Origin of the sequence: Nocardia sp. CDC153 (genome assembly GCF_035818515.1) — a bacterium.
GTDB lineage: Bacteria > Actinomycetota > Actinomycetes > Mycobacteriales > Mycobacteriaceae > Nocardia.
This window is the reverse complement of sequence record NZ_JAYKYU010000002.1, coordinates 1,466,430-1,491,553: the sequence shown is the minus strand read 5'-3', so window position 1 is coordinate 1,491,553 and position 25,124 is coordinate 1,466,430. Positions and strand designations below refer to the sequence as shown.

Below are 25,124 nucleotides of genomic sequence, written 5' to 3'. Positions count from 1 at the left end.
CAGCTTCACCGTTTTCCCAGTTCGGCTTGGCCGGTCCCGTCACGGGTCCGGCCATGCTGGCTGAATGGCACAGCATCTGGCGCTCGGAGCGCAGGGGGAGGAACTGGCGGCGAGCTTTCTCAGCGCCGCCGGTATGGCGATCATCGCCCGCAACTGGCGATGTAAGTCCGGCGAGATCGACGTCATCGCCGAAGACGGCGGGATGACCGCGTTCGTCGAGGTCAAGACGCGTCGCGGGCTGTCCTGCGGGCGGCCGGAGGAAGCGGTCACCCCGCTCAAGCAGCAGCGCATACGGAATGCGGCGCACGTGTGGCTGCGCGAGCACAAGGGGCCTTGGCGCGATGTGCGCTTCGATGTCGTCGCGATCGTGCTCCCGCACGGGCGGGCCCCGGAGATCCGGCATCTCAAGGCGGTGTTCTGATGCCGCTGGGAAGGGCCTATTCCGTCGCGGTCAACGGCGTCGAGGGCCAACTCGTGGAGATCGAGGCCGATATCGGCCAGGGGCTGCCGTCGGTGCATCTGGTGGGCCGCCCGGACACCACGCTGCAGGAATCCCGGGACCGGGTGCGGGCGGCGGTCACGAACTCGGGGGAGAAATGGCCGGACGGGCGCGTCATCCTGGCCTTGTCCCCGGCGACGTTGCCCAAGGTGGGCAGCGTGTACGACCTGGCCTTGGCCGGGGCCGTGCTCGATGCGGCCGGGGCGATCCCCTCGAACCGGCTGTCCGAGGCGGTGCTGTTGGGGGAGTTGGCCCTGGACGGTCGGGTGCGGCGGGTGCGCGGCATCCTCCCGGCGGTGTTGGCGGCTCGGACCGCCGGCCGTCGCGCGGTGATCGTACCGACGGCCGCGCTGCCGGAGGCGGGTCTGGTGGACGGTGTCCGTGTGCTCGGCGCGGCCACGCTGATCGAATTGTTGGATTGGCTGCGAGGTGGCGGTGAGCTGACGCCGCCGGACCCGATCGTGCCGCCGGTCGCCCCGTCGATCGGCGATTTGCGGGAGGTGGTCGGCCAGGACGAGGCGCGCTGGGCGTTGGAGGTCGCGGCCGCCGGTGGTCACCATCTGCTCCTGACCGGGCCGCCCGGCATTGGCAAAACGATGCTGGCGCAGCGTCTTCCGGGGTTGCTGCCGCCGCTGCGGGAGCGGGATTCGCTGGAGGTCACCGCGATTCACTCGGTGGCGGGCACCCTCTCGGATGATGCGCCGCTGGTCACCGCGCCGCCGTTCGTGGCTCCGCATCATTCGTCCTCGGTGACCGCCATGATCGGCGGCGGTTCCGGAACAGCGCGGCCGGGCGCGGTCAGTTGCGCCCATCGGGGGGTGCTGTTTCTGGACGAATGTGCCGAGATCGGCACGAAAGTCTTGGAAGCCCTGCGGACTCCCTTGGAGGAGGGCGAGGTTCGGATCGCACGCCGTGACGGTGTGAGTCGCTTCCCGGCTCGCTTTCAACTGGTCCTGGCCGCGAACCCCTGCCCCTGCGCCCCGGCCCGCGATATCGATTGCATCTGCGCCCCTTTGGCGCGCCGCCGCTACCTCGGCAAGCTGTCGGGCCCACTGATGGACCGCATCGACCTCTCGGTGCAGATGCACGCCCAAGCCGCCGGGGCCTTCACGGGTGATGAGGTCGAGAGCAGCGAGACAGTCCGAGCCCGGGTGGCCGCGGCCCGCGAAGCGGCGGCGAAACGGTGGGCGGAACTCGGCATGTCGACAAATGCCGAGGTCCCGGGTCACGTTCTCCGCCAACGCTTCCGCCTCCCACACGAGGCGCTGGCACCGGTGGAAAACGCACTCCGCCACGGGCGAATGTCCGCCCGCGGAGCCGATCGCGCGATAAGGGTCGCCTGGACTGTTTGCGACCTTCGCGGTGGCGAACTGCCCAATGCCCAGGACGTCCTGCAGGCCTTGAGTTTCCGACAGCGAGGTGGAGCATGAGCGAGCCCGATATGACCTTGGATCAGAACACCGGTTCTCCTGCGGAATTCGATTCGGCGACAACGCATGCGCCGTCGGAGCGACTCTCGGAATTCGGTCGGGGCTCCGGGTGGACGGGAGCGATGCACGGGGCGAAAAGCGGTGGCGGCGAGCCGATTGGGGGTGGGTCGGCGGATGAGCGGAGGTTGGCCTGGGTGTATTTGTCGCGGGTGGTCGAAGGGCCGTGTGCGGCGCTGTCGGCGTTGATCGAGTCGGTGGGGGTGATGGAGGCGGCGCGGGCCGTGCGGGAGTGCGAGCTGCCGGAGGTGCTGCGGGGGCCTACCGAGTTGCGGCGGGGGATCGAGAGGGCGGAACGGGATTTGGCGCATATCGAGCGGTTGGGTGGGCGGGTGGTGACGCCGGACGATGCGGAGTGGCCCGCTTGGCGGATGCTGGGGCTGGGGCAGTTGGACCCGGAACAGGATCCGGACGCGGCGATGCCCTTGGTGCTGTGGGTGCGGGGTAAGCGGTCGCTGCTGGAATCCACCGAGAAGGCGATCGCCGTGGTGGGTGCCCGGTGCAGTACCGGGTACGGGAACCACGCGACCGGGGAGATCGCGGGCGAACTGGCCGTTCGCGGGTGGACCATTGTGTCCGGGGCGGCTTTTGGCATAGACGGTATGGCGCATCGTGCCGCTCTCGGCGTCGGCGGCATGACGATCGCGGTGCTCGCCTGTGGTCCGGATCGCCCGTATCCCGTTCAGCACGACCAACTCCTGGCCGAGATCGCCGATACCGGACTCGTCGTCACCGAGTACCCGCCGGGCACATCCGCGCGAAAGCACTATTTTCTGGCGCGCAATCGGCTGATCGCGGCCCTGGCGGATGGAGTTGTGGTGGTGGAGGCTGGAATTCGCAGCGGCGCGCGCAACACCGTGAAATGGTGCCGCCGCCTCGGCCGCCCGGCCATGGCGGTCCCCGGCCCCATCACCTCGGCCGCCTCGATCGGCTGCCACCGCATGATCCGCGAGGGCGAGGCGTTCATCGTGACGCGCGCCGAGGACATTCTCGATGAGGCCGGACCACTGCGACTCTCGCTGCCGGGCGCGGTGCCGCCCAGCCCGGAAGACAACCTCTCCGGCGACGAGGCACTGGTCCTCGCCGCCCTCCCGAGCACCGGCTCCCGCCTGCCCCGAGGCGTCGCGGCCGACACCGGCCTGCCGGTGCCCGCGATCCGAGCGGCCTTGTCGGCCTTGGAGATCGCGGGCTTGGTCGGCTGCGACGGCGACGGCTGGTACCGCCTGACCCCACCGTCGTCATCGGCCACCACCATCGCCGCCGCCCACGAGCGACACCGATGACCGCGCACGAGCGAGCGACCCGGTCGGGGCCCACCGGACCGTCAGTCGGGCAGGCCCGCCAGGCGGTGGGGGGCGAGGAGTTCGGCGACGGTTTCGGCGGTGAGGAGGCCGAGTTTGGTGGCGACGGTGGCGACGGACTGACCGGTTTGCAAGGCGTGCTTGGCGATTCGGGCGCTGGCGGCGTAGCCGATGTGGGGGGTCAGGGCGGTGACGATGCCGATGGAGCGGTTGACCCCGGATTCGAGGTGGTCGCGGTGGGCGGTGATGCCGTTGACGCACTTGGTGGCGAGGGTGTCGGCGGCGGCGGTGAGGTGCGCGGTGATGCGGAGCAGGCTGTGGGCGATGATCGGCTCGAAGGCGTTCAACTGGAATTGGCCGCCCTCGGCGGCCATGGTCACCGTCAGGTCGGCGCCGATGGCCTCGAAGGCGATCTGGTTGACCGTTTCCGGGATCACCGGGTTGACCTTGCCGGGCATGATCGAGGAGCCCGCCTGCACCGGTGGCAGGGTGATCTCGCGCAGGCCGGTGATCGGTCCGGAGGACATGAGCCGCAGGTCGTTACACGTCTTGGACAGCTTCACCGCGACCCGCTTGAGAATGCCCGACACCTGGACGAACGCGCCGCAGTCCTGGGTGGCCTCGATGAGATTCTCGGCCGGAACGACGTTCTCCCCGGTGATCTCGCCCAGCCGCGCGCAGGCCAGCGCCGGATACAGCGGATGCCCGTTGATGCCCGTGCCGATGGCGGTGCCACCGAGATTGACCTCGCGCAGCAGCGCGGTGCCCTCCTCGAGCCGGGCGCAGTCCTCGCGCAGCATGATCGCGAAGGTGGCGAACTCCTGCCCGAGGGTCATGGGCACGGCATCCTGCAGCTGGGTGCGACCCATTTTGATGACATCGGCGAATTCGGCCGACTTGCGGGCGAATTCGTCCGCGAGCCGCTCCAGCGCCGCGACCAGCCGCCGAATATGCGCGATGACGGCGAGTTTCACGGCGGTCGGGTAGACGTCATTGGTGGACTGGCCGAGATTGACGTGGTCGAGCGGGTCGAGCTCGGCGTAGTCGCCGCGCTCGTAGCCGAGCAGCTCCAGCGCCCGATTGGCGATGACCTCGTTGGCGTTCATATTCGTCGAGGTGCCCGCGCCGCCCTGGATCGGGTCGATGGGGAACTGCTCGTGCAGTGCGCCGCCGCGGATTTCGGCGCAGGCCGCCTCGATGGCCTCGGCCCGCCGCTCATCGAGCAGGCCGAGTTCGCGATTGGCCTGGCAGGCGGCCTGTTTGACCGCGGCGAGCGCGGTGATCAGCGCGGGGTAGTGGCCGATGCGCTCGCCGGAAATGGCGAAATTGTCGAGGGCGCGGGCGGTATGGACGCCCCAGTAGGCGTCCCGGGGCACCTCGAACGTGCCCAGCGAATCCTGTTCGGTGCGGGTCTCGGTCGACTCGGTGTGGGTGTCGGTCGATTCGGTGTGGTTACCGGTCATTGTCGTCTCCATGCGTTCGGCTTGTGGCTGGCAGGAAGGAAAGGGGAAAGTCATTGGTGCGAAGTGGGATCGGCGAGTTCGCCGACCAGATTGGTTGTCATCCACCGCCGCACCTCGTCCGCGTCGAGCCCGAGTCCGGCGAGATGGGCGAGTTTGGCCAGCGCGGCCTCCCGCGTCAGATCGCCGCCCCCGATCGCGCCCGCGGCCAGCAGGGCGCGCCCGGGCTCATACAGGCCCAGGTCGACGGTTCCGCTGTCGCAGTGGGTGATCACGACGACGGGCGTCCCGCGCTCGGTCGCCCGGCGGATCGCGGTGACCGTGTCGTCGGAGGTCGGCATGGTTCCCGCGCCGTAGCACTCCAGCACCACGCCGCCGTGGTAGATCCGCAGGGCGGCATCCAGCAGGGTGGAGTCCATGCCCGGGAAGACGGTGAAAAGCCCGACCGGACCGGGGGTTTCGACCCCGGGGGAAGCCGCCGGACGGGCGGGTGGCATCGACGGCGGGGTGAGTGGGCGGACCGTGGTGAACCCGTCGTAGCCGTCGCTGCTGCGCTTGCTGGCCCGCACCGCCGGATGCAGGGACGACCCGAAGGCGATGAAGGTCCCCGGAGCGGGTTGGGTGGCAATCGAATTCAGCGCCAGCATCAGATTGTCGGCGGCATCGCTGGCCGGTCGGCCCAGCGGGATCTGCGCACCCGTCAGGACCACGGGGACGGCGATGTCGTGCAGTTCGAATGCCAGGCGCGCGCCGGTGTAGGCCATGGTGTCGGTGCCGTGAATGACGATCACACCGTCGGGCCCGGTGGTGACACCGTCGGGCCCGGTGGTGACACCGTCGGGCCCGGTGGTGACACCGTCGGGCCCGGTGGTGACACCGTCGGGCCCGGTGGTCGCGATCGCGGCGCGTACCCGGCGGGCAATGCGGCAGGCGGTCTCGGGATCGGCATTGGCGCTGTCGATGACGCGGTCGAGTTCGGTGTAGCGGAACTCGACCGGAATCCCGAACCGGTCGGTGTAGGCGTCGACCAGGTCGGCGACCTCACCGCCCATTCCCGCGCGCGGACGCAGACCGCCGCCGCCCTCGACCATGCCGAAAGTGCCCCCGGTGTACAGGATTTCGACCCTCAGCACCGAGACTTCCGGCACAGCGAGATCGGCTGCCGCGCGGGTCATAGGGCGGACTTCCCTTCGCCAGCGGCGGAGTCGACGGGCGCGAGCACCTCGGTGTTCAACCGCCCGCGCACCCGGTACCAGCCGATCACCATGGCCACCACCACGCCGAGGAACGTCACCAGCGTGATGCGCCCGATCTCGGTGTCGAAGAACATCAGCACCACCACCGCGAGCAGGAACCCGAGGGTGAGGACATTGAGCACGGGTGCGTACGGCAGCCGGAATTCCGGTCGCGCGTACTCGCCCCGTTCGGCGCGGCGCACGAAGATCCAGTGGCAGATCATGATCGAGGCCCAGGTGCCGACGATGCCGAGTCCGGCCAGGTTCAACACGATCTCGAAGGCCTTCTGCGGCACAACGAGATTCAGCACCACACCGGCGATGCCCACCGCGCTGGTGAGCAGGATGCCGCCGTAGGGCACGCCGCGGCCGTTCATCCGCGCCGCGAACCGCGGTGCGGTACCGGCGACCGCCATCGAACGCAGCGTCCGCCCGGTCGCGTAGAGACCGGCATTGAGGCTGGACATGGCGGCGGTGAGCACCACCAGGTTCATGACGTCACCGGCGTGCGGAATGCCGATCTTGCCCATGACCGTCACGAACGGGCTCTCCCCGGCGGAGTAGGCGGTCCACGGCAGCAGCAGCGTGAACAGCACGACCGATCCGGCGTAGAACAGCACGATCCGCCACATGATGGAGTTGACGGCCTTCGGCACCACGGCGCGCGGATCATCGGATTCGCCCGCGGCGACACCGATCATCTCGGTGCCGCCGAAGGCGAACACCACGCCCAGGGCGATGGTCAGCATCGGGGCCAGACCGCGCGGGAAGACGCCGCCGTTGTCGGTGATGGTCGACAGGCCCGGGGTGTGGCCGCCGAGGTCGGTGCCGGTGACGATGAAACCGATGGCCACCAGCATGAATACGACAATGGTGCCGACCTTGACCAGCGCGAACCAGAATTCCAGTTCGCCGAACAGCTTGACGGACAACACATTCAGCCCGACCACGATGCCCAGCGCGACCAGCGCCAGCACCCACTGCGGCACCGGCACGAAGAACGACCAGTAGTGCACGTACAACGCGACCGCGGTGATGTCGGCGACCAAGGTCGTCGACCAGTTCAGGAAGTACAGCCACCCGACCGAGTACGCGCCGCGCTCGCCGAGGAATTCGCGGGCGTAGGAGACGAACGCTCCGGACGAGGGGCGGTACATGACCAGTTCGCCGAGCGCGCGCACCACCATGAAGGTGAACACGCCGCAGACGATGTAGACGATGGCCAGCGATGGTCCGGCCAGGGCCATGCGGCCGCTGGCGCCGAGGAACAGGCCGGTGCCGATGGATCCGCCGATGGCGATCATGCGCATGTGTCGCTTGCGCAACTGCTTCTGATAGCCGAGGTCACCGGCGTCGACGCGCGCGGCGGGGGCCGTCGGCGCGGTGGTGGGCGCCGCGGACGGCGGTTGGTCGAGCTGCATGGAAAACCCTCCTGGGGGGCCGCATCCAGCCTTTGCGAGCGTGGATGTGCGCTCAGGCAGTAAGGCTGTCAGGCTGTAAGACAGGTGAACTGTAAGTGGCGTCACACGGGCTGTCAACGGCCGGGTGGCTCACCGGGAAACGCCGTGGCGAGCGTTTTGCGCGGCTCGAGCCGGGTCGCCCATACTGGTCGCGTGACTGTCGAAGAGGGACGTGTGCAGCGCATCGGCGCTACGGAAGCGGTCTTTCGTCGACTCAAGAGCCTGATCACCAGCGGTGAGTACGCGGTCGGCGACCGCATGCCGGGGGAGATCGCGCTGGCCAAGGAATTCGGGGTGAGCCGCCCCGTGCTGCGTGAGGCGCTGCAGGCCTGCGCCATTCTCGGACTCACCGAAACACGCACCGGCCGAGGCACTTTCGTCATCTCGACCGAGGAGAAGGAGCGGCTGACCTTCGCCGGTATCGCCGCCGCGGATCTCATCGAGGCCCGTCGCCTGGTGGAGATTCCGGCCGCGGGCTTCGCCGCCGAACGTCACACTCCCGAACAGCTCGAGCACCTGTTCACCCTCCTCGACACCCTCGCCGCGGCCACGGACGCCCGCGAATGGGTCCGCCACGACGGCGAACTGCACACCGCCATCGCCGCGGCCAGCGGAAACAAGATGCTGACCTCGATGGTCGCCGACACCCGCCGCGCCCTCGACGTCCAGTCGGAGTTCCTCAACCTGACCCAGGACCGCCGAGCCGACTCCGACCGCGAACACGAGGCGATCGTCCGCGCCATCCAAGCCCGCTCCCCCGAGCAGGCCCGCCTCGCCATGACCGAACACCTCGAGCGCGTAGCCGAAACCCTCGCCCGCATCGACACCTGACACCCCGATCCCACCGGCCGGTCACCTGCTTCGAGGACCGGACCGCCGGAATCCACGGTGCGAACGCCCACCGCTCCGCGCGGCGCTCGATCGGCAACCCGCCGCTCGCTGCGCACATTCGACTACTGTGGCGCGCCAGTGGTGCGAGCGGTGGGTTCCGGCAGCACCGGTTTCGTAGACCGGGCCGGCTGGGACAGCGTCGGGGCGGGGACCGCGGCGTCGTCGTCGGCGAGGGTGCTTGCCTTGGGGGCGGATTCGCGACAGCGTGGGGGGATGAGTGAGCTGCCCGAGGATTTGGAGGCGCTGCTGGCCGAGTATGGGCGGCATTTGCGGTTGGGGCGGAATCGGTCGGAGCACACGGTGCGGGCGTATGTGGGGGATGCGCGGGGGCTGTTGGAGCATCTGTTGAACCGGGCGGTGGATTCCGGTGTGGGGGAAGTGGATCTGGCGTTGTTGCGGTCGTGGCTGGCGGCGCAGTCGGCGGCGGGGGCGGCGCGCACGACCATGGCGCGGCGGGCGTCCTCGGCGCGGACGTTCACCGCGTGGCTGACCCATACCGGGCGGCTGGCGGTGGATCCGGGGCCGCGGCTGGGGTCGGCGCGGGCGCATCGGGTGCTGCCGTCGGTGTTGGGGAAGGAGCAGGCCCGGGCGGCCATGGAGGCGGCGCAATTGGGGGCGGAGCAGCGGGATCCGATGGCGCTGCGGGATCGACTGATCGTGGAGATGTTGTACGCCACCGGGATTCGGGTCAGCGAGCTGTGCGGGCTGGACATCGAGGACGTGGATCGGGAACGGCGGCTGGTGCGGGTGCTCGGGAAGGGGAACAAGGAGCGGGCCGTGCCCTTCGGTGGGCCGGCCGAACAGGCGTTGGAGGCGTGGCTGCGGTACGGGCGATCGGCGCTCGCGACGCCCGAGTCGGGACGGGCGCTGCTGCTCGGCCGCAAGGGGCGGCGCATCGATCCGCGTCAGGCGAGAACCGTTGTGCACGAGGTGGTTTCCGCGATTCCCGGGGCACCCGATATCGGTCCGCACGGATTCCGCCACACCGCCGCCACCCATCTGCTCGAGGGCGGCGCCGATCTGCGGGTGGTGCAGGAGATCCTGGGACACGCGAGTATGGCGACGACGCAGCTGTACACGCACGTATCCATCGAGCGGCTGAAAAAGGTTCACGACCAAGCTCATCCGCGCGCCTGAACGCCGAGGTCTCGACAATGCTCATCCCCGAATCGGTCGAACTGCTCCCGGGTGCGGCCGATTCGCCGGTGCTGCTGCACGTTCCGCATTCCGCCCGCGCGATACCGCCCGCGGTGCGCGCCGATCTGCTGCTCGACGATGCGGCGCTGGAGCGGGAACTCGACGCGATCACCGATGCGCACACCGCGCGGCTGGCCGAACACGCGGCGGATCTGGCGGCGGTGCGTCCGTGGCGATTCGTGAATCGGCTCTCGCGGCTGGTCGTCGACCCCGAGCGCTTTCCCGACGAGCGGGAGGAGATGAACGCGGTAGGCATGGGCGCGGTCTATACGGCCACCACGGATCGACGGCCCTTGCGCGCACCGGAGTTCGACCCGAATCCCTTGCTGGACCGGTATTTCCATCCCTACGCGCGCGCCATGACCGAGGTGGTTGCCGATCGGCTCGCGGCGCTGGACCGTGCCGTGATCATCGATCTGCACTCCTACCCGAGCGAGCGGCTGCCCTACGAACTGCACGGCGACGGTCTCCGCCCGCCGATCTGCCTGGGGGTGGACACCCTTCACACCCCGCCCGAACTGCTGACTCGCGCCGCGGGCGCGTTCGTGGAGTTCGGCGGTGTGGGCGTCAACAGTCCGTTCGCGGGAACCTATGTGCCGCTCGACTTCTACGGCCGGGAGGCGCGGGTCGCCGCGCTGATGGTGGAAATCCGCCGCGACACGTATATGGCCGAGCCCGGTGGGCCGCCCGGCGCGGGAATAGATCAGCTGGCGGCGGCGCTGGCATCGCTCATCGCCGCGATCTCATGACCGACGATTTATCGAAACACTATCGACGACCTATCGGAATTCGTGCTAGCGTCACTTAGGTAATCCTAATAATGGAGGTGGCCCCTTGGCACGCACACGCACGACACTGGTGGTCCAGAACACGATTCGACTGACCGACCACCTGATCCGGGTCCGCCTCGGCGGTCCCGGTTTCGCGACCTTCCAGCCCAACGAATTCACCGACGCCTACGTCAAACTCGTCTTCCCCGGCCCGGACGGCGACACCGTTCGCACCTACACCGTGCGGGAGGTGGATCGGGCCGCCCAGGAAATCGCGATCGATTTCGTCTACCACGGGGACGAGGGCGTGGCCGGGCCCTGGGCCGCCGCGGCCGAACCGGGCGACAGCATCGAGCTGATGGGACCCGGCGGCGGGTACGCCCCGCGCCCCGACGCCGACTGGCATCTGCTGGCCGGTGACGAATCCGCCCTCCCCGCCATAGCCGCCGCGTGTGCGGCCCTGCCCGGCGATGCCGTGGGGCAGGTGTTCGTGGAGGTCGCCGGTCCGGCCGACGAGCTCACCTTCGTCCATCCGGAAGGTCTGGAGCTCACCTGGATTCACCGTGGTGAGGCCGAACCGGGCGAGCGCCTCGCCGCGGCCGTCCGGTCCGCGCCGTGGCTCGACGGTCAGGTCCAGGTCTTCATTCACGGCGAAGCCCAGGCCGTCATGCACGACCTGCGCCCCTACATCCGCAAGGAACGCGGCATCCCCGCCGAATGGGCCGCCTCCATCTCCGGCTACTGGCGTCGCGGTCGCACCGAGGAAGGCTTCCGCCGCTGGAAGTCCGAACTCGCCGAGCGTGAGAAGTCCACTCCCGCAGGCGTTTGAGCGAATCGCCCGCGAAAAACACTCGACGCGGGAGGTTTGCCGCCGTACGGTCGCGACCATGACAGCCCAGAACACGCCCCTGCGTGAGCGATTGCGTGCCGCTCTCCCCACCGCCATGAAGGCCCGCGACCGCGCCGCCGTCGCGGCCCTGCGCTCCGCCCTGGCTGCCATCGACAACGCCGAAGCGGTAGACGGATCCGACGTGCGCGCTGGGGCCATCGAATCCAGCCCCGTCGGCCTCGGCACCGCCGAAGTGGCCCGCCGCCACCTCACCGAACCCGACATCACCGCCATCGTCCGCCGCGAAATCGACGACCGCCTCACCGCCGCAAAGGAATACGACTCCCACCCCAACGGCACCGACCGCGCCGCCACCCTCCGAGCCGAAGCCACCGCCCTAGCCACCCACCTCGACCTGCCCTGACCGGCAGCCGGTCTGCCCGGGCCGGTCATCTCGGCCTGGGCTGGCTGGTCGCCGGTCAACTCGGGCCCTGCCGGGCCGCGATCAGCCTTGCGCTGGCGACGTCGAGTGCCTGCGCGCTACCGCCTCGGTGCGGGCAGAGCGTGTGCGCGGCGGGGCGAAGCCCGCGACCTGGCCGCGTATTCGAGCGACCGAGCGTCGTCGAACACGCACGGCTGATGCGCCTCGCAGCTTCTGTCGGTGCGCCGGAATGCGGTGTGAGGCAGGTAGGTTCGGTCAGTTGGGGCGGAGGGTGGCGATGTAGCGGTGGGCGAACCAGCGTTGGATGAGGCGGACGATGGGGCCGCCCAGGCGGACGTACCAGACGCCTGGCTTCGAGAAGGCTACGACGATGCCGTAGACGGAGTCGTCGGTCGGGTCGTATTCGACGGCGAAGAGTTCCTCCCCGATTTCCGGATGGCCGGGGAGGGTGCCGTAGGCGAAGCCGCGGCGGTCGGGTTCGTCGAGCACGTAGACGACTCGGCAGGGTGCGTTGATACCTAGCGGACCGAGGCCGAGGCGGACCGTCAGTTCGGTGCCGGGCTCGGCGGTGGGGGTGGTGGCGTGCTGGAAAATCCCGGTGCCGCGCTGCATGCCGTAGGCGCGGATCTGTTCCCCCGCTCGCTCGAAAAACGCTCGGCCGGAGCCGATTCGAAGGCGAAGGCGAAAGTGGTGATAGCCCGGCGGGAACTCACCCCGGGTCGCGCCCACGTCGGGGTAGGTGAAGGGCGCGGGAGCAGCGGACTGAGACATGACTTCATCCTTCCGGATTCCTCGGTTCGCGGGATTGCCGAGTTGTTCGGATCACCGCGCGATCGGGTGCGAACCCTCGCCCGACCACGACAGTTTCGTCGGCCTCTTGGATGTCGGATGCCCAGACTCCGGGCGGATACTCAGGCATCGGGGCCGTCCGGGGTGAGGGGTTTCAGGCGGATGGGCGCGTGGTGGAGCAGGCCCAGTGGGTTCAGGTATTCGCGGTCGCGGCGGGCGCCCCAGTGCAGGCAGGGGGAGCAGGGGTGGTGGCCGGGTTGGAGGGTGCCGATGGGGGAGCCGCGAGTTACCCTGCGGCCCACCGGGATTGTGGCGGTGACCGGTTCGTAGGTGGTGCGCAGTCCGCCCGGATGGTCGAGGGAAACGACCGGCTTGTCGGCGACGGTTCCGGCGAAAACCACCACCCCATCACCCGCCGCCAGTACCGATTGCCCCTGCCCGCCCGCCAGATCCACGCCCCGATGCCCGGGAAGCCAATCGTGCTCCGGCTTGTCGAACGCCCGCACCACAGCCGGACGCGGCCGCAACGGCCAGTCGAAGTCGCCCGCCGCGGCCGCGGCCGCAGGCAGCCCGATTGTCGCCACCACCGCCAACATCACGGCAGCCCACGCGGCGAGAACCGGGACGACCCGTCCGATTGGAAACGGAATAGCCGGTATGCCCAGGGCTGGTCTGCCCGAGGCTCCTGACTGGTGCGTGGGTGATGGGTGTGGGGGCATGGGATCAGGGTGCGCTTGTGGGGGCGCGGGCGGGATAGCGTTGTCGGCGAGTGTGGATGACACGACTCGTTGTGAATAGCGGCGACGTCACTTGGGGGTTGGAGGGATATTGGGGACTAGCTCCAAGGAAGAGGAAGCACCGCCGATCGATTACCGGTTCACGCTGGCCAATGAGCGGACGTTTCTGGCGTGGATGCGGACCGCGCTCGGGCTGCTCGCGGGTGGGGTGGCCGTGCACGAACTGGTCAGGCCGTTTCGGCAGCACGGGCTGCGCAGTGCCGTGGCGATGAGTTGCATTGTGTTGGCGGCGATCATCGCGGTCGGCGCGTACGGGCGTTGGCGGCATGTGCAGGCGGTCATGGAGCGCGGGGGCAGGTTGCCGCGAACGGTGATGGTGCCGATTCTCGCGTTCGGTATCGCCGTCATCGCGGCATTGGCCAGCGTCGGCCTGCTCCTCTCGTGACGAGCCCGGAGGCGGGGCTGGCCGCCGAGCGGACCGCGCTGGCGTGGCGTCGCACCGCTATCGGGTGCATGGCCAATCTGCTGTTGTTCGTGCGCGTCGCCGCCAGTAGCGATTACCGGCCGGTCGTCATCCTCGCCCTTGTCGCCATGCTGGCGTCGGCCGTCGTGACGGTCATCTGCGTCCGCCGCAGCGCCGTGCTGCATTCGCATCGAAAAGGCAACTGGAGCAATGGAAAACGCTCCATCACCGCCTTCGCGATCGCGATTTTCGCGGTGGTGGCGACGGCCCTGGCGATCTCGATCGCCTATTCGGTCTCGGCGACCTGACCCGGGTTCGCGAGGGCGAAGTGGATCATCGGCCCGAGCACGCCGGGCACCGTCTCGAACGGCCGCATGCCCAGCCGCTCCACGACCGCGATGGACGCCGTATTGCCCTCGTCGATCTCCGCGAGCACCCGATCCACCCCCAGCACCTCGAAGGCGTAATCCACCACCGCCGCGGCCGCCTCGCTCGCCAGCCCACGCCCCCACCAGGCCGGATCCAGGTTGTAGACGACCTCCACATCGGGCCCGTCATCGAGCCTGCGCAGCCCGGCCGTCCCGATCAGCGACCCGTCCCCGCCGATCTCCCGCACCGCCCAGAATCCGAAATTCTCGGTGGCGAAATCCTTTTCGGAATTTGTGATGAGCTCCACTATCCGCTCGTCCGACAACGTCTCCCCGTCGAAGAGGAACGCACGAACTTCCGCCCGTCGCCACAGCCCGCGCAACTCGTCGCGGTCATCGGGATGCAGTGGCGACAGCAGCAGTCGCCCGGTTCGCAGCATCAGCCCACACTATGCCGCTGACCTGCGGTTCCGCATCCGCATTTCGCTCGTCCCGGGGCCGATTTCGGTCTGCGGCCCGCGCTGCGTAAACTGGTCCAGCGGTTTGCGTGAACGCGAACCGACTTCGCGCGCCCACTGTGAGCGTCGCCGGCTGGTCCCCTGAATTCGTTTTCGGAGGTTCCGGCGGCCGTGGGCGCCAGGGCAGGAATCGCCGATTCCTGTGTCAACCAGCAACGAGAGGAAGTTACGGAGCCATGGCTGTCGTAACAATGAAGCAGCTGCTCGACAGCGGCGCGCACTTCGGTCACCAGACCCGCCGGTGGAACCCGAAGATGAAGCGGTTCATCTTCACCGACCGCAACGGCATCTACATCATCGATCTGCAGCAGACGCTGACCTACATCGACAAGGCCTACGAGTTCGTCAAGGAGACCGTTGCCCACGGCGGCACCGTTCTCTTCGTCGGCACCAAGAAGCAGGCCCAGGAGTCGATCGCCTCCGAGGCGACCCGTGTCGGCATGCCCTACGTGAACCAGCGCTGGCTGGGCGGCATGCTCACCAACTTCTCGACCGTCCACAAGCGGCTGCAGCGCCTGAAGGAGCTGGAGTCGATGGAGCAGACCGGCGGTTTCGAGGGTCGCACCAAGAAGGAAATCCTCATGCTGACGCGTGAGAAGAACAAGCTCGAGCGCACCCTGGGCGGCATCCGGGACATGGCCAAGGTTCCCTCGGCCATCTGGGTTGTCGACACCAACAAGGAGCACATCGCCGTCGGCGAGGCGCGCAAGCTGAACATCCCGGTCATCGCGATCCTGGACACCAACTGCGATCCCGACCTGGTCGACTACCCGATCCCGGGTAACGACGACGCCATCCGTTCGGCCGCGCTGCTGACCAAGGTCGTCGCTTCCGCCGTCGCCGAGGGTGTGCAGGCTCGTGCCTCGCGTGCCGCCGGTGACTCGAAGCCGGAGGCCGGCGCGGGCGAGCCGCTCGCCGAGTGGGAGCAGGAGCTGCTCGCGCAGGCTGCCCCGGCCGCCGAGGCCGCCCCGGCCGAGGAGTCGGCCGCGGCTCCGGCCGAGGCCTGATTTTCCCGCCGCGAGGCATCTGTTCACCTTGCCGACCGTTCTCGGTCGAAAACGGTCGGCAAGGTTGACCACCACAGACTTTCACTCACAAAGGGAGGCTCGCCCGAGATGGCGAACTACACCGCCGCCGATGTGAAGCGGCTCCGCGAGCTCACCGGCTCCGGCATGATGGACTGCAAGAAGGCGCTCGAGGAGAACGCGGGCGACTTCGACAAGGCCGTCGAGTTCCTGCGCATCAAGGGCGCCAAGGACGTTGGCAAGCGCGCCGAGCGCGCCACCGCCGAGGGCCTGGTCGCCGCGCAGGACGGCGTGCTGATCGAGATCAACTCCGAGACCGACTTCGTGGCCAAGAACCAGGAGTTCCAGGACGTCGCGAACGCGATCGTCGCGGCGGCCGCCAAGGCCCGCCCGGCCGACCTGGACGCCCTGAAGGCGGTCGAGGTCGACGGCAAGACCGCCGACCAGGTGCTGCAGGAGCTGGCCGCCAAGATCGGCGAGAAGCTCGAGCTGCGCCGCGTCGCCACCTTCGACGGCCAGACCACCGTCTACCTGCACAAGCGTGCCACCGACCTGCCGCCCGCCGTGGGCGTCCTGGTCGAGTACACCGGTGACAACGCCGAGGCCGCCCGCGCCGCCGGTATGCAGGTCGCGGCCCTCAAGGCCAAGTACCTGACCCGCGAGGACGTCCCGGCCGAGCTGGTCGCCAAGGAGCGCGAGATCGCCGAGGCCACCGCCCGCGAAGAGGGCAAGCCGGAGGCCGCGCTGCCGAAGATCGTCGAAGGCCGCGTCAACGGTTTCTACAAGGACGTCGTCCTCCTGGAGCAGGCTTCGGTCACCGACTCCAAGAAGACCGTCAAGGCCCAGCTGGACGAGGCCGGTGTCACCATCACCCGCTTCGCCCGCTTCGAGGTCGGCCAGGCGTAATCGCCTGACACATTCAGAAATGCCCGTCCTGCATCGGAGTCCGATGCAGGACGGGCTTTTTGTAGAACGGGTAGACCAACCGCCCGAGCCAGGAGCTGCCGGTGTCGATGAGAGCGCTGCCGGTCTCGGGGTTGAAGAGCTGGTAGATGTTGGAGCTGCCGGTGTCGATGGCAGCGCTGCCGGTATCGAGGACGGGTGGTGCGGAGACCGGGGTGAGCATGGTGTCGGCCGTGGCCGGACCCGCGACGGCGACGAGACCCGCTACGAGGGTGAGGGTGGCGAATCCTGTTCGGATCAACCGGTATTTCGAGATCATGGATGCGGATCATATTTGAAATAATCGTGGTTCAAACATGATTCGCGGCCCGAATTGCTGGGGCAGCAGTGTGATGCCGTCGAGGTGCCGATCAGTCGAGGGGGCGGTTCTGGAGCGGGGTCAGCTGGTGGATGTCGTGCTTCAGGCGAAGCTCGGCGATGAGGTCGGGGGTGGCCTCGCCGGAGAGCAGGAGTTCGCTCAGTTCGGCCAGGTACTTCTCGTGGCCGGAGGGGGTGACCATGAAAAGCATTGTGGCCGTGATGGTTCCGGGGTTGTAGAAGGCGTGGGGGCAGCCTGCGGGGACGTACATGAAACTGCCCGGGCCGCCGCGGTAGACGGTGGTGCCGTCCTCGGCCTCCCATGTGAGCCAGTCGCCGACGGCCTTGGCCTGCGGGTGGAAGGCCAGCAGGTTCAATTCGCCCTCGACGACGTAGAAGATCTCCTCGGCGTGGCCGTGCCAGTGGGCGCCGACGTCGAAACCCGGTGGGACCGTGGCCTCGAAGGCCGACCAGGCGTCGGAGCGGTCGGCTCCCACCTTCATGGTCATGGTGGGCTGCACCTTTTCGCCCGCGCCGGGCGGGAGCAGTAGGCCGTCTGCGGCCAGGAGTCCGTCGGTCATGGTGTGCTCCTCAGAGTTTCCAGTCGGTGTGGCGCACCCAGTCCTCGAGCGTCATCAGCTCGGGCAAGGCGGCGCGCAGGGCGGGGATATCGGCGGCGGGGGTGGGGTGGGTGTTGAAGAAGGCGAACATCTTGCCCACCTGTTCGTCGAAGGCGCGGATCTGCTCGACCGGGACCTGGACCACACGCGGGATCAGTCCGGCCGCGCGGGCGAGGGTTTCGGCGATTTGCCGGGGCGTGGGGCTGTCCCCGGCCAGGCCCACCACACGGCCGAGGTACTCCTCGGGCCGGTCGAAGACCAGCGCGGCGAAGCGGCCGATGTCCTCGATGGCGATCAGCGGCATCGGCGCGTCCGGCGGCACCGCCAGGGCCAGCACCAGATCGTCGCCGTCGCGGGTCGGCTTGCTGTAGGTGGCGAAGTTGTCCATGAACGACACCGGCCGCAGCATGGTCGCGGGCAGGCCGAGGGCGCGGATGTGGTCCTCGATGTGCTCCTTGGCGTCATAGTATTCGATGCCCGAGCCCATGCCGACCCCGTTGAGCGAGCTGTAGACCAGGTGCGCGACACCGGCTTTGGCCGCCAGGTCGGCGACGGCCTTGCCGCGACGCTCCTCGGCCGCGACCGCCTCGAGGCTGATGTGGACGCCGTCCATCATCGTCAGCATGAGGAAGATGCCGTGCACGCCGTCCATGGCCGCGCGCAGCGATTCCTCGTCGTCCAGATCGCCGACGGCCAGCTCCGCACCGGCGTCCCGGAGCGCCCGCGCCTTGGGCGCCTCCGAGTCGCGCACGAAAGCCCGTACCGGCCAGCCCTTTTCGAGTAATGCCGTCACCGTGGCGGTGCCCTGCCGTCCGGTGGCCCCGATGACCAGCACCGGCCCGCGCTCTGCGTTCATGGTTCAACTCCTGCTCGTCGATCTCGCTTCGACGGTAGGAATCCGGGCGCGCCCCTGTCCTGGTGGCCATACTGCTAGTCAGGCATCTGTACAGGGGGACGCCGAAATGGTAAGCGGCAATGGCACTTCCGGTGGACCGCCGAACCGGCACGCGCAACTGGGCGAATTCCTGCGGGCGCAGCGGGCCCGGTTGCGGCCCGAGGACGTGGGTTTGACGCCCTACGGCGATCCGGCCCGTCGGCGCACGCCGGGATTGCGGCGCGAGGAGGTCGCCGAGCTCTCGGGCGTGGGTTTGACCTGGTACACCTGGCTCGAGCAGGGGCGCGAGGTGGAGGCCAGCCGGCAGGTCATCGACGCCCTGGCCCGGACCCTGCGGCTGGACGCGGATCAGCATCGGCATCTGCGGTTCCTGGCCGGGCTGGCCGAACCCGAGGAGCGGCGCGCCACCGCCGACCGGGCTCGCCTGCAACGACTCGTGGACGCCGTCATGCCCAATCCGGCCAGCATCTACGGCGAGGACTTCGACTATCTGGTGTGGAATCGCGCCTATGTGCGGGTTCGCGACGATCCTCTCGACCTGCCGCCGGGCCGACGCAATCTGCTCTGGATGATGTTCACCGACAAGACCAATCGCATGCGCATGGCGCATTGGGAGGGCGCGGCGCTGGCGGTGTTGAGCCAGTTGCGCGATGCGCTGGGCCGCCGCCCGAGCGATCCGCGCCTGACCGACCTGGTGGCCGGTTTGATCGCCGAGAGTCCGGAGTTCCGCCGCTGGTGGTCGGAATACCCGGTGCGCCGGTTTCGTCCGGCCACCATCGGGGTGCGGCATCCGCGCGCGGGTCTGATCGAACTGGAGGTGTTCCAGGTGCGCCCGGTCGAGAATCCGTTCTTGCTCATGGTGGTACAGGTTCCCGCCACGCCGGTGGCCGCCGAGCGAATCGCCGCGCTGCTGGCTGCGGAATGACGGGTCGAATTGTCACGAATCGGGAGCCGGTATCGAGGGTCGGCTCACCGTCGTGACCGTGCGTGAGGCAGGATAGATGAAGCTTTGTTGCCGTCCCGTGCAATTCGTCGGCCGGGATGGTCTTTTCATGTGCCTGCGCACGCTCGACCGCGAAGACAAGGAGACCGATGACGGACCCGGATACCGCCCCCGACCGCAAGGGCTATCGCCGAGTTCTCCTCAAGCTGGGTGGCGAGATGTTCGGCGGTGGCCGGGTGGGTCTCGATCCCGATGTGGTGCAGATGGTCGCCGAGCAGATCGCCGAGGTCGTCTCGGAGGGCGTCCAGGTCGCGGTCGTCATCGGCGGCGGCAACTTCTTCCGCGGCGCGGAACTCGAGGAGCGCGGCATGGAACGCGCCCGCTCGGACTACATGGGCATGCTCGGCACCGTCATGAATTCCCTTGCGCTGCAGGACTTCCTGCAGAAGCAGGGCATCGACACCCGGGTGCAAACCGCCATCACCATGGGCCAGGTCGCCGAGCCGTACCTGCCGCTGCGCGCCAAGCGGCACCTGGAGAAGGGCCGCGTCGTGATCTTCGGCGCGGGCATGGGCATGCCCTACTTCTCGACCGACACCACCGCGGCCCAGCGCGCGCTGGAGATCGGCGCGGAAGTGGTGCTGATGGCCAAGGCCGTGGACGGCGTCTACACCGCGGACCCGCGTGAGGACCCGGACGCCACCATGTTCACCGAGATCACCCACAAGGAGGCGTTGGAGCGCGGCCTGAAGGTCGCCGATGCCACCGCCTTCAGCCTCTGTATGGACAACCAGATGCCGATGCTGGTGTTCAATTTGTTGACCAAGGGAAATATCGCCCGCGCTGTCGCCGGTGAGAAGATCGGCACCCTGGTCAGGTCGTGACCGTGGACCAGGGTCCGGTCGTGACCGACGACAAGAACCATGACGCAGTGGAGGAAACGCCGTGATTGAAGAAGCGCTCTTCGACGCCGAGGAAAAGTTCGAGAAGGCCGTCTCGGTGGTGAAGGACGATCTCGGTTCTATTCGGACCGGTCGCGCGAATCCGGGCATGTTCTCCCGGATCGTGGTCGAGTACTACGGCTCGATGACACCGATCACCCAGATCTCCTCGATCACCGTGCCCGAACCGCGCATGGTGGTGATCAAGCCGTACGAGCAGGCGCAGATGCAGCCCATCGAGACCGCGATCCGCAATTCGGATCTGGGGGTGAACCCCACCAACAACGGTGACATCATTCGGGTCGCCATCCCGCAGCTCACCGAGGAGCGGCGTCGGGAGATGGTGAAGCAGGCCAAGTCCAAGGGCGAGGACGCCAAGGTCGCCATCCGCAATGTCCGCCGCAAGGCCATGGACGAGCTCAACCGCATCCAGAAGGACGGCGAGGCGGGCGAGGACGAGGTCAGCCGCGCGGAGAAGGAACTGCAGAAGACCACCGACAAGTACGTGGCACAGGTCGACGAGCTGGTGAAGCACAAGGAAAGCGAACTGCTCGAGGTCTAGTGCTCGTTGTTGCGAGTGCTGAGACGGCCGAGTTTCGGCCGGGGGTAGGGACGAACGGACGACAAAGTTGAGCGACGGGACAATCGTGGCCGAAGAGATCGCCGCCACCGGCGAGAAGCCGGAGGAAGCCACCGTGCCGACCGCATCCGCGGCGGCCACGGCCGCGGCCGGGTCGGGCACCCATTCGGCCACGCCGGGCGGTGAGTCCGGCAATGGCGTCGACTCGGGTAGTGGCGAGTCGGGTAGTGACATCGACTCGGGTCGGGGCGGTGCGCCCGCCGCGGGGCAGCCGAGCGCGCCGAAGTCGAAGGCGGGACGCAATCTTCCGGCAGCGCTGGCGGTCGGATTCGGACTCGGGTTGTCGCTCATCGCGATTCTGCTGTGGGCGCCCAAGGTGCTCGTCGGCGTGATCGCGGTGGCGGTCGCGGTGGCCACCTGGGAGGTGGCCAAGCGGCTGCGCGAGGCCGATGTGCTGGTGCCGCGGATTCCGCTGCTGGTCGGCGGGCAGGCGGTGGTGTGGCTGGCCTGGCCGGTCGGTCCGCAGGGTGTACTGGGCGCGTTCGGGGCGACGGCGCTGACGCTCATGGTATGGCGGCTGTTCGACCACGGCCTGCGCGCGACGCCGCGAAACTACTTGCGCGACACCGCGATCTCGGTGTTCACACTGGTCTGGATTCCGCTGCTGGCGGCGTTCGCGGTGCTCATGCTCTCCGAGGACAAGGGCAATCTGCGGGTCCTGACCTTCATGATCCTGGTGGTCTGCTCGGACGTCGGCGGGTATGTGGCCGGGGTGCTGTTCGGCAAGCATCCGATGGTGCCGCACATCAGCCCGAAGAAGTCCTGGGAGGGCTTCGGCGGCTCGCTGGTGTTCTGCGTGATCGGCGGGCTGCTCACGGTGACGCTGCTGCTGCAGGCGAATTCGATGATCGGCGTGCTGCTGGGCGTGGGTTTGGTGCTGGTGGCCACCAGCGGCGATCTGATCGAATCGCAGATCAAGCGGGAGCTGGGCATCAAGGACATGGGCACGTTGCTGCCCGGCCACGGCGGCATCATGGATCGACTGGACTCCATGCTGCCGTCGGCCTTCGTGTCCTGGCTGGTGCTGACCGCCCTGCTCTGAGCGCTACTGGGCCTTTTTCGCGACTCGGCGGAGCTGGAATATGCGGTATCCGCCGATGAGCGCGGTCACCAGCGCACCCGCGATCACCGACAGCAGGACCAGCACGCCCAGCGGCAGATTCCACTCCCAGGCGAAGACGGTCACACTGACCTGTTCGAGATTCTGGAGGATGAAGACCAGCAGTGCGATGCCGATCAGGGCGGCGATGACCAGCCCGATCCACGCGTAACCGGCGCGGGTCTTGAGCGCGCCCTTGTGCTTCGAACTTCCCTTGCTCGGGGTCGGATCCGCCCCGGCGTCTGGCACGGCGGTAGTCATAGCAAGATCGTATGTGACGCGGGCTAGGACACCGAGCATCCGGGCGTCAGGGGTGCGCCCGCGAAACGGTCGGCCATGAAGGCCATGCCCCCGGGCGCCTCCACGATCGCGGTGGCCTTGTGTCCGCCCGCGGGCGAACGATGCGCCAGCACCGTGGATTTCGGGCCGCAGTAGCGCTGCGTCAGGGTGTCGAACCCGGCGATGGGAATGGTCTCGTCGGTGGTGCTGTGGTACAGGTACAGCGGCATATCGGGGGCGTCGTCGCCGAGTTCCTGCTGGCGCGCGGCCGCGGCGAAGGCCGACTGCGACAGCAGCTCGGGCGTTTTCGAGTACTCGTCGAGATGTGTGTCCGAATACCGGGTCAGCAGATCCAGTCCGCAGGAGCCCGCCGCCTCGGACAGGGCGGCCCGGCCGCGGTCGTTCAGCAGGCCCGCCAGCTCGGAGCCCGGCGCGTTGCGAATCAGGGCCAGGACGATCAGCATGCTCAAGCCCGCCTGCGCACCGCCGTCCGCATTGCGCGCCATGGTCGCGAGATCGGTCGGAATTCCGCCCGCGGTGACACCGGCGATGGGCAGTTCCGGCGCGTAGGCGCGGCGCAACTGGGCCGCCCACAGGGTGGCGAACGCGCCACCGGAATAGCCCCACGCGCCGATCGGGCTCGCGGTGCTCAGACCGGCGGGTGCGAAGGTGCGGGCGGCGCGGATGCCGTCCAGCACGGCGCGGCCCGAACTCACACCGTCGAGGAATCGCGACTCCGGGCCCTGGTAGTCCGGCACGACCACGGCCCACCCGCGCCGCAGGGCGTCGACGATGAACGGCGTCTCGATCGCGGTGCTCGAGACCGCCGAATCCCGGCCGCCGTGCAGGGCGAACGACGGGGCGCAGCGGGTGCCCAGACTGTCCTCGGCGACCTGATAGGACAGCAGCGGTCGAGCGCCGGGGCCGGGCCACGGCGTTGCGGACACGATGACCGTGGCGACCGTGGCGATCGGCCGCCCCTCGGGGCCGGTGGTCCGGTATTGCAGGTGCCAGGTCGAAACCCGAATCGGCAGACCGAAGATCGAGATCTCGCGGTGGTTCAGGACCGACCCCGGCGCGTGCTCGGCGATATCGGAGGGTGCCGAATAGAACGGGTCGTCGTCGGGCGCGACGGGCTGGGGCCGCGCGGGCGAGACGCTCACACCGAGGGCGATCAGCAGCGCGGTGCCGCCCAGCAGAACGCCTATACGTCGGATGTCGGGCACGGATCGCAACCCTATGTCAGCGGTGCCGATCCGGCCGGTAGCGAATCCGGACAATGTCGGTACGTACACTGGACGGGTTATGACTACCCCCTTGCCCCTCGTTTTCGATGCCCCGCGTCGCGGTATGCCGCCGCGGCATCTCGCCGACCTCGATGCGCAGGAGCGCAAGGCGGTGGTCGAGGAGCTCGGGCTCCCCAAGTTCCGTGCCGACCAGATCGCGCGCCAGTACTACGGGCGGCTGGTCGCCGACCCGGAGCAGATGACCGATCTGCCGGAGGCCATGCGCGCCAAGGTCGCCGAGGCGCTGTTCCCGCGCCTGCTCACCGAGATCCGCCACATCGAGTGCGATGACGGCACCACCCGCAAGTCGCTGTGGAAGGCGAACGACGGCACCCTGCTCGAGTCCGTCCTCATGCGCTATCCCGACCGCAACACCCTGTGCATCTCCTCGCAGGCCGGCTGCGGCATGGCCTGCCCCTTCTGCGCCACCGGCCAGGGCGGCCTCAACCGCAACCTGTCCACCGCAGAGATCGTCGACCAGGTCCGCGCCGCCGCGGCCGCCCTGCGCGACGGCGAGGTCGCGGGCGGCCCCGGCCGCCTGTCCAACATCGTCTTCATGGGCATGGGCGAGCCCCTCGCCAACTACAAGCGCGTGGTGAACGCCGTCCGCCGCATCACCTCCCCGTCGCCGGAGGGTTTCGGCATCTCCCAGCGCTCGGTGACGGTCTCCACCGTCGGGCTGGCCCCCGCCATCCGCAAGCTGGCCGACGAGAACATGTCGGTGCGACTCGCTGTCTCCCTGCACACCCCGGACGACGAACTCCGAGACACCTTGGTACCGGTCAACAATCGCTGGCCGGTCGCCGAAGTCCTCGACGCCGCACGGTATTACGCCGACAAGTCCGGCCGCCGAGTCTCGATCGAGTACGCCCTGATCCGCGACATCAACGACCACGGTTGGCGAGCCGACATGCTCGGCAAGAAACTCCACAAGGCCCTGGGCCCCCTGGTCCACGTCAACCTCATCCCCCTCAACCCCACCCCCGGCAGCAAATGGGACGCCAGCCCCAAAGCGGTCCAAGACGAATTCGTCCGCCGAGTCCAGGCCCAGGGCGTCACCTGCACCGTCCGCGACACCCGAGGCCAAGAAATCGCCGCCGCCTGCGGCCAACTCGCCGCCGAGGGCTGAGCGGACGGATGCTGGCGGTTCGCGGCGTTGTAAGGCGGGTGTAATCGCGGGGGTTCAGGATGGGCGGGTCGATGTGGCTCGTTCGGACTCTTGGGAGATGTTTTGTACCGCAGCGTTAGTGCCTGCCTTGTTTTGGGTGCCGCCGTCGCCGTGTTGAGTGGTTGCGGCAGTGATCATTCGGCGTCGTCGACGACCGTTGCCGCGCCGCAGGGGGGTGTGACGACGAGTTCTGTTGCCGCGGGGAAGACTTCGGCGGCCGCGCCCAGTTCGGTGCAGGCGGAGGGTAGCGGGGATGCCTGCACCGAGGTGCAGTATGAGATCGATCTCGCGCATGCGTTGCAGCAGGGGCAGGAGCCGAGTGATCGGCAGGGGGCCGAGAAGCGGCTCGGGACGTTTCAGCCGCATGTGCCCACCGAGATCATCGCGGCTTACTCGCAGGTGGATTCCGTGATCTACGGGCACCTCGAGCACAAGGGACAGGACCAGATCAACAGTGCCGCGGTGGGCCTGCTGCTCGACAAGCTGGTCGCGTGGAAGAGCAGCCACTGCTGACCGAGCCTG

At 68.4% G+C, this 25,124-nt stretch carries 30 protein-coding genes; 18 read left to right on the top strand and 12 right to left on the bottom strand.

Going from position 1 to position 25,124, the window contains the following annotated elements; genetic code table 11:
- Positions 1–64 precede the first annotated feature (64 nt).
- The 3 genes from VMT65_RS15420 to dprA all read left to right on the top strand — a co-directional run bounded on the left by VMT65_RS15420 (position 65) and on the right by dprA (position 3,269).
- Positions 65–421 (top strand): YraN family protein, encoded by a 357-nt coding sequence (locus VMT65_RS15420; protein ID WP_326308885.1) that lies wholly within the window; start codon positions 65–67, stop codon positions 419–421.
- Positions 421–1,929 (top strand): YifB family Mg chelatase-like AAA ATPase, encoded by a 1,509-nt coding sequence (locus VMT65_RS15415; protein ID WP_326308884.1) that lies wholly within the window; start codon positions 421–423, stop codon positions 1,927–1,929. Before VMT65_RS15420 ends, VMT65_RS15415 begins: the two co-directional genes overlap by 1 nt.
- A 122-nt stretch (positions 1,930–2,051) precedes the next feature.
- Positions 2,052–3,269: a DNA-processing protein DprA gene (dprA, locus tag VMT65_RS15410; RefSeq protein WP_326309188.1), complete on the top strand. Its 1,218-nt coding sequence runs from the start codon at positions 2,052–2,054 to the stop codon at positions 3,267–3,269.
- A gap of 41 nt (positions 3,270–3,310) precedes the next feature.
- On the opposite strand, the gene VMT65_RS15405 is transcribed toward dprA, so the two are convergent.
- From VMT65_RS15405 to VMT65_RS15395, 3 genes are read right to left on the bottom strand one after another with little or no spacing between them, the layout of a single operon-like run.
- Positions 3,311–4,750, bottom strand: a complete 1,440-nt coding sequence (locus VMT65_RS15405; RefSeq protein WP_326308883.1) for an aspartate ammonia-lyase — start codon at positions 4,748–4,750, stop codon at positions 3,311–3,313.
- Between the two features lie 50 nt (positions 4,751–4,800).
- Positions 4,801–5,922 carry an asparaginase domain-containing protein gene (locus tag VMT65_RS15400; RefSeq protein ID WP_326308882.1) on the bottom strand — a complete coding sequence of 374 codons (1,122 nt, stop codon included), beginning with the start codon at positions 5,920–5,922 and terminating at the stop codon, positions 4,801–4,803.
- The gene (locus VMT65_RS15395) at positions 5,919–7,403 is read right to left on the bottom strand and encodes an amino acid permease (protein ID WP_326308881.1); all 1,485 of its coding nucleotides are present in this window, start codon (positions 7,401–7,403) and stop codon (positions 5,919–5,921) included. The genes VMT65_RS15400 and VMT65_RS15395 overlap by 4 nt, the downstream gene beginning before the upstream one ends.
- 192 nt (positions 7,404–7,595) lie before the next feature.
- Between VMT65_RS15395 and VMT65_RS15390 the strand changes: the two genes are divergently transcribed.
- The 5 genes from VMT65_RS15390 to VMT65_RS15370 all read left to right on the top strand — a co-directional run bounded on the left by VMT65_RS15390 (position 7,596) and on the right by VMT65_RS15370 (position 11,553).
- Positions 7,596–8,273, top strand: a complete 678-nt coding sequence (locus VMT65_RS15390; protein WP_326308880.1) for a FadR/GntR family transcriptional regulator — start codon at positions 7,596–7,598, stop codon at positions 8,271–8,273.
- 273 nt (positions 8,274–8,546) lie between these two features.
- Positions 8,547–9,470, top strand: coding sequence for a tyrosine recombinase XerC (locus VMT65_RS15385; protein ID WP_326308879.1), 924 nt, complete (start codon positions 8,547–8,549; stop codon positions 9,468–9,470).
- Between the two features lie 17 nt (positions 9,471–9,487).
- On the top strand, positions 9,488–10,279 hold the full coding sequence (locus VMT65_RS15380) for an N-formylglutamate amidohydrolase (RefSeq protein ID WP_326308878.1): 792 nt from the start codon (positions 9,488–9,490) through the stop codon (positions 10,277–10,279).
- 85 nt (positions 10,280–10,364) lie between these two features.
- The gene (locus tag VMT65_RS15375) at positions 10,365–11,129 is read left to right on the top strand and encodes a siderophore-interacting protein (protein WP_326308877.1); all 765 of its coding nucleotides are present in this window, start codon (positions 10,365–10,367) and stop codon (positions 11,127–11,129) included.
- 58 nt (positions 11,130–11,187) lie between these two features.
- Positions 11,188–11,553 (top strand): hypothetical protein, encoded by a 366-nt coding sequence (locus VMT65_RS15370; RefSeq protein WP_326308876.1) that lies wholly within the window; start codon positions 11,188–11,190, stop codon positions 11,551–11,553.
- A 273-nt stretch (positions 11,554–11,826) separates the two neighbouring features.
- On the opposite strand, the gene VMT65_RS15365 is transcribed toward VMT65_RS15370, so the two are convergent.
- The gene (locus tag VMT65_RS15365; protein WP_326308875.1) at positions 11,827–12,342 is read right to left on the bottom strand and encodes a DUF1990 family protein; all 516 of its coding nucleotides are present in this window, start codon (positions 12,340–12,342) and stop codon (positions 11,827–11,829) included.
- A 140-nt stretch (positions 12,343–12,482) separates the two neighbouring features.
- A complete protein-coding gene (locus VMT65_RS15360; protein WP_326308874.1) occupies positions 12,483–12,956 on the bottom strand; it encodes a M23 family metallopeptidase in 474 nt (157 codons plus the stop codon).
- A 232-nt stretch (positions 12,957–13,188) separates the two neighbouring features.
- Between VMT65_RS15360 and VMT65_RS15355 the strand changes: the two genes are divergently transcribed.
- Together VMT65_RS15355 and VMT65_RS15350 are read left to right on the top strand one after the other, a co-directional pair.
- Positions 13,189–13,542, top strand: coding sequence for a YidH family protein (locus VMT65_RS15355; RefSeq protein ID WP_326308873.1), 354 nt, complete (start codon positions 13,189–13,191; stop codon positions 13,540–13,542).
- Positions 13,539–13,868 carry a DUF202 domain-containing protein gene (locus VMT65_RS15350; protein ID WP_326308872.1) on the top strand — a complete coding sequence of 110 codons (330 nt, stop codon included), beginning with the start codon at positions 13,539–13,541 and terminating at the stop codon, positions 13,866–13,868. Before VMT65_RS15355 ends, VMT65_RS15350 begins: the two co-directional genes overlap by 4 nt.
- Here VMT65_RS15350 and VMT65_RS15345 read toward each other — a convergent pair.
- Positions 13,847–14,368 (bottom strand): GNAT family N-acetyltransferase, encoded by a 522-nt coding sequence (locus VMT65_RS15345; RefSeq protein ID WP_326308871.1) that lies wholly within the window; start codon positions 14,366–14,368, stop codon positions 13,847–13,849. The genes VMT65_RS15350 and VMT65_RS15345 overlap by 22 nt on opposite strands.
- A gap of 254 nt (positions 14,369–14,622) precedes the next feature.
- Between VMT65_RS15345 and rpsB the strand changes: the two genes are divergently transcribed.
- Together rpsB and tsf are read left to right on the top strand one after the other, a co-directional pair.
- Positions 14,623–15,453 carry a 30S ribosomal protein S2 gene (gene rpsB / locus VMT65_RS15340; protein WP_326308870.1) on the top strand — a complete coding sequence of 277 codons (831 nt, stop codon included), beginning with the start codon at positions 14,623–14,625 and terminating at the stop codon, positions 15,451–15,453.
- A gap of 108 nt (positions 15,454–15,561) precedes the next feature.
- On the top strand, positions 15,562–16,377 hold the full coding sequence (tsf, locus tag VMT65_RS15335) for a translation elongation factor Ts (protein WP_326308869.1): 816 nt from the start codon (positions 15,562–15,564) through the stop codon (positions 16,375–16,377).
- Between the two features lie 13 nt (positions 16,378–16,390).
- On the opposite strand, the gene VMT65_RS15330 is transcribed toward tsf, so the two are convergent.
- The 3 genes from VMT65_RS15330 to VMT65_RS15320 all read right to left on the bottom strand — a co-directional run bounded on the left by VMT65_RS15330 (position 16,391) and on the right by VMT65_RS15320 (position 18,207).
- Positions 16,391–16,693: a hypothetical protein gene (locus VMT65_RS15330; protein WP_326308868.1), complete on the bottom strand. Its 303-nt coding sequence runs from the start codon at positions 16,691–16,693 to the stop codon at positions 16,391–16,393.
- A 91-nt stretch (positions 16,694–16,784) separates the two neighbouring features.
- Complete coding sequence (locus tag VMT65_RS15325; protein ID WP_326308867.1) at positions 16,785–17,312, bottom strand: cupin domain-containing protein; 528 nt, start codon at positions 17,310–17,312, stop codon at positions 16,785–16,787.
- Positions 17,313–17,322: 10 nt separating this feature from the next.
- Entirely contained in the window at positions 17,323–18,207 is an 885-nt protein-coding gene (locus tag VMT65_RS15320) for an NmrA/HSCARG family protein (protein WP_326308866.1), read from the bottom strand.
- A gap of 106 nt (positions 18,208–18,313) precedes the next feature.
- Here VMT65_RS15320 and VMT65_RS15315 point away from each other — a divergent pair, with 106 nt between their 5' ends.
- The 4 genes from VMT65_RS15315 (at position 18,314) to VMT65_RS15300 (ending at position 21,812) form a co-directional block, all read left to right on the top strand.
- Positions 18,314–19,171 (top strand): helix-turn-helix transcriptional regulator, encoded by an 858-nt coding sequence (locus tag VMT65_RS15315; RefSeq protein WP_326308865.1) that lies wholly within the window; start codon positions 18,314–18,316, stop codon positions 19,169–19,171.
- 167 nt (positions 19,172–19,338) lie between these two features.
- The gene (pyrH, locus tag VMT65_RS15310; RefSeq protein ID WP_326308864.1) at positions 19,339–20,073 is read left to right on the top strand and encodes a UMP kinase; all 735 of its coding nucleotides are present in this window, start codon (positions 19,339–19,341) and stop codon (positions 20,071–20,073) included.
- 61 nt (positions 20,074–20,134) lie between these two features.
- Positions 20,135–20,692, top strand: coding sequence for a ribosome recycling factor (gene frr, locus VMT65_RS15305; RefSeq protein ID WP_326308863.1), 558 nt, complete (start codon positions 20,135–20,137; stop codon positions 20,690–20,692).
- A 250-nt stretch (positions 20,693–20,942) separates the two neighbouring features.
- Entirely contained in the window at positions 20,943–21,812 is an 870-nt protein-coding gene (locus tag VMT65_RS15300; RefSeq protein WP_326309187.1) for a phosphatidate cytidylyltransferase, read from the top strand.
- Positions 21,813–21,815: 3 nt separating this feature from the next.
- Here the strand turns inward: VMT65_RS15300 and VMT65_RS15295 are convergent, their stop codons facing one another.
- Both VMT65_RS15295 and VMT65_RS15290 read right to left on the bottom strand, forming a co-directional pair.
- Complete coding sequence (locus VMT65_RS15295) at positions 21,816–22,130, bottom strand: LapA family protein (RefSeq protein ID WP_326308862.1); 315 nt, start codon at positions 22,128–22,130, stop codon at positions 21,816–21,818.
- Between the two features lie 23 nt (positions 22,131–22,153).
- Complete coding sequence (locus VMT65_RS15290) at positions 22,154–23,374, bottom strand: lipase family protein (RefSeq protein ID WP_326308861.1); 1,221 nt, start codon at positions 23,372–23,374, stop codon at positions 22,154–22,156.
- Between the two features lie 79 nt (positions 23,375–23,453).
- Between VMT65_RS15290 and rlmN the strand changes: the two genes are divergently transcribed.
- Positions 23,454–24,563 (top strand): 23S rRNA (adenine(2503)-C(2))-methyltransferase RlmN, encoded by a 1,110-nt coding sequence (gene rlmN, locus VMT65_RS15285; RefSeq protein WP_326308860.1) that lies wholly within the window; start codon positions 23,454–23,456, stop codon positions 24,561–24,563.
- 173 nt (positions 24,564–24,736) lie between these two features.
- On the opposite strand, the gene VMT65_RS15280 is transcribed toward rlmN, so the two are convergent.
- A complete protein-coding gene (locus tag VMT65_RS15280; protein WP_326308859.1) occupies positions 24,737–24,865 on the bottom strand; it encodes a hypothetical protein in 129 nt (42 codons plus the stop codon).
- Between the two features lie 4 nt (positions 24,866–24,869).
- On the opposite strand from VMT65_RS15280, the gene VMT65_RS15275 reads away from it, so the two are divergent.
- Complete coding sequence (locus VMT65_RS15275; protein WP_326308858.1) at positions 24,870–25,115, top strand: hypothetical protein; 246 nt, start codon at positions 24,870–24,872, stop codon at positions 25,113–25,115.
- Positions 25,116–25,124: the final 9 nt, after the last annotated feature.